At 61.5% G+C, this 2,994-nt stretch carries 3 protein-coding genes and 1 pseudogene; 3 read left to right on the top strand and 1 reads right to left on the bottom strand.

The genetic code is table 11. The annotated features are described in order from the left end of the window. Positions 1-164 (bottom strand): annotated as a pseudogene (locus tag AC1DY5_RS49515) (IS5/IS1182 family transposase); the annotation flags it as partial. Between the two features lie 299 nt (positions 165-463). On the opposite strand from AC1DY5_RS49515, the gene AC1DY5_RS49520 reads away from it, so the two are divergent. The 3 genes from AC1DY5_RS49520 to AC1DY5_RS49530 all read left to right on the top strand — a co-directional run. Then, entirely contained in the window at positions 464-922 is a 459-nt protein-coding gene (locus AC1DY5_RS49520) for a hypothetical protein (RefSeq protein WP_478121651.1), read from the top strand. A gap of 384 nt (positions 923-1,306) precedes the next feature. Continuing rightward, positions 1,307-2,215, top strand: a complete 909-nt coding sequence (locus AC1DY5_RS49525) for a LysR family transcriptional regulator (RefSeq protein ID WP_478121652.1) — start codon at positions 1,307-1,309, stop codon at positions 2,213-2,215. 123 nt (positions 2,216-2,338) lie between these two features. Then, positions 2,339-2,994: NmrA family NAD(P)-binding protein (locus AC1DY5_RS49530; RefSeq protein ID WP_478121653.1), on the top strand; the 656-nt coding region annotated here is incomplete at its 3' end.

Raw genomic sequence — 2,994 nt, forward strand, 5'->3', positions numbered from 1 at the left:
GCATTGCTGCCGCGTCCCGCGTATTGCCGCACCAGCTCACTCAGGTCCAACTGGTCGATCACCTCCACGACAAAGCGGGCCAGGTGATCCTGCGGTAGCCATTCATCAACCGACGGCGGCAGCAAGTAGGCGGTGTCTCGATCTACGGCAATGAAGCGGCTCATGCAGTGGAGGTCTATTTAAACTGGCGCGATTGTCCAAGCCGCCGCCCACTCGGGGTAGGCGGGAAAGCCCGACACGCTCCTAGCGTTCGAAGTAGAGCTTGGAGAAAGCGCCGATGCTTAGGACGGCGCCGAACATGCGCACGRACTTCTTGTACTCGGCTCGGATCTGGGCGGAATAGCACATGCGGAACAGTCTAGTTCGAAGCCACTCTCGTGGCGAGACCTGCGGCCGCGCCCTGTTCCATCCAGGAGGCGCCAAGAGCACAATGCGCACATATCGACTTCCACGGGAGTAAACCATGGGAGAAGCGAAAAGTCGTGGTTCGATTGAGGAGCGGAGGGCGGAAGCCGTGCGTCAATCCGCACCTCTGCTGGAATTGGTCGCCAGCGGCGCGGCACCACACTACGCCTTTATTCTTGATCGATCGCGGAGGTCGAAGCAAGTCATAGAGGCAATGCACAACATACCAGAGCTAAGGGCTCGCACGGAAAGTCCGGCGTTTCGGCTTTGGGAGGAGCTCGGCACCCCCTACTTGGTGATGTGGGGCACCTGGGGCTACACGGGCGGCCTTACGATCCCGTGTTTCCATCTTGAAGCAATGCTTGAAGAAGCTCTTCCGAAAGTCATGGAGCGCGTGACAGAGAGGGGCGGCCTGTGCACCTTCGTTCCCTGTGTAGACGAGCCGATTTTGGGACGTATCCAGGGACGCATCGCAGAGCTTCAACCCACCGGTGGCCCGGAAGGCGTCGCGCAATAGGACCATCTCGGCACGGATGCCTCGCCTGAGCGTTGCCCAGCGCTACCTGAAAGGAAGCACGTTGAGTGCGCAGCCCGCGCCGAGGATCACTTGCATAACGCTCGATGCGCTCAGCGGTTGTCATGATTTACGAAAATATCAAATAGGATCGCGATCAAGCCCAACGCTCGTTCGACGTGATCTCGGATGGACCAGGGCACCCGCAGCCGACGAGCCACCTGCAGAAGCAGCACGGCAGCCGCAAGAATGATCAGTGTGCTTCGAAGAGGGCCATGTGCAGACCGGAGCATCGCAACAAGACGGGGGATTCGACCCTGTGCGGCGTGACTCTATCGAAGATCGCGATAGCATGGATGTCATTTCACAAATGACAAGTTTGCAAGTATGGCGAGCTTCGACGAACGGGTGACGAACGGGATCAGCGTGCTGTGCGCGATCGTCGACAGCGGAACGTTTGCGGCGGCTGGCGACATACTGAACATGTCGCAATCCGGCGTCAGCCGGTCGATTGCGCGGCTCGAGGCACGGCTGGGCATTCGGCTGCTCGAGCGCACCACGCGATCTGTCAGCCTCACCGACGAGGGCAGGCGCTTCTACGAGCAGGTGGTGCCCCTGTTGGCTGGCCTGGAAGAGGCCGCGGCCTCCGCTGCCCAAGGCACGACCGCCGTTCGTGGGCGCCTGAGGGTCAATCTCGATCCGTATTTTTCTCGGCTGATCCTGGGGCCGAGGCTGGGCGCATTCCTCGAGAGCTACCCGCAGTTGCGCCTTGAACTCATCACGACGGATCACCTGGGAGACTTGGTGGGCGACGGTTTCGATCTGGCGGTGCGCTTCGGCCATCCTCGCCCGTCGACCCTGATCGCGCGCAAGCTGCTGGACACCCGAATGGTGACCATCGCAGCGCCCGCCTACCTCAAGCGCTACGGCCATCCCAAAGACCCTCACGAACTCGAGAAGGGCCATCACGTCTGCATCCAGTTCCGTGATCCGGAGACCGGGCGTCCCTATCCGTGGGAGTTTCACAAGAGCCGCAAGAAGCTGGTGCTCGAGACCAGTGGCTCGTTGACGGTCAATGACGCCGGAACGCTGTACAGCGTCTGTCTGGCCGGCCACGGAATGGCGCAAGTCATGGACCTGGGCGTCGGGCCCATGATTGCCGATGGACGCTTGGTGGAGGTGTTTCCAGACTGGCCCGACGAGCGGTTTCCGTTGTATGCGTTGCACCCGTCACGCCATCATGTTCCTGCGAAGACGCGCGCGTTCCTGGACTTCATCATCGCGCTGCTGCAATAGCACCAGAGCCTAAAGATGATTTTATGTCATTGATGAAATGACGCTCATGTCATTGAAGTATCAAGCTCGTTCTCCGAGACTTCTTGCACCGCGGCCCAGTGCCGCCTTCACAAGGAGTCTCGAATGTTCGCCATCACAGGAATCACAGGTCAGGTTGGCGGTGCCGTCGCACGGGCGCTCATCGACAACGGACAGCGCGTACGTGCCGTCGTGCGCGACCCGAAGAAGGGCGCGGCATGGGCACGCAAAGGGTGTGAGGTCGCAGTCGCGGGCATGGACGATGCCGCCGCACTGAAAAGGGCCTTCACTGGCGCTGAAGGGGTCTTCTTCCTGCTGCCGCCGGTCTTCGATCCGTCGCCCGACTTTGGCGAGGCGCGTCGCGTGGTCGTGGCCGTTCATGAGGCGCTCGACGCAGTACGGCCCGCCAAGGTCGTTTCCCTATCGACGATAGGCGCCCAAGCGCTGCAGCCCAACCTGCTGCAGCAGCACCAGTTGCAGGAGAAGAGCCTGGGGACCTTGCCGCTGCCCATCACCTTCTTGCGCGCCGCCTGGTTCATGGAGAACGCGGCATGGGATGTCGCATCGGCCCGCACGACCGGCGTGATCCCGAGCTTTCTCTACCCCTTGGACAAGCCGGTGCCGATGGTCGCCACCGAGGACATCGGGCGCGTCGCGGCCGAGTTGCTGCAGGAGACCTGGCAGGGCAAGCGTGTCGTCGAACTCGAAGGTGCCCGATTGGCACCGAACGACGTGGCCGCGGCGTTTTCTCGTGTGTTAGG

Source organism: Variovorax sp. P4_D9, assembly GCF_056401695.1.

Excerpts from the sequence above, each read along its gene's own strand:
- AC1DY5_RS49525 (WP_478121652.1), top strand. The coding sequence starts at position 1,307 with ATGGCGAGCTTCGACGAACGGGTGACGAACGGGATCAGCGTGCTGTGC.
- AC1DY5_RS49520 (WP_478121651.1), top strand. The coding sequence starts at position 464 with ATGGGAGAAGCGAAAAGTCGTGGTTCGATTGAGGAGCGGAGGGCGGAA.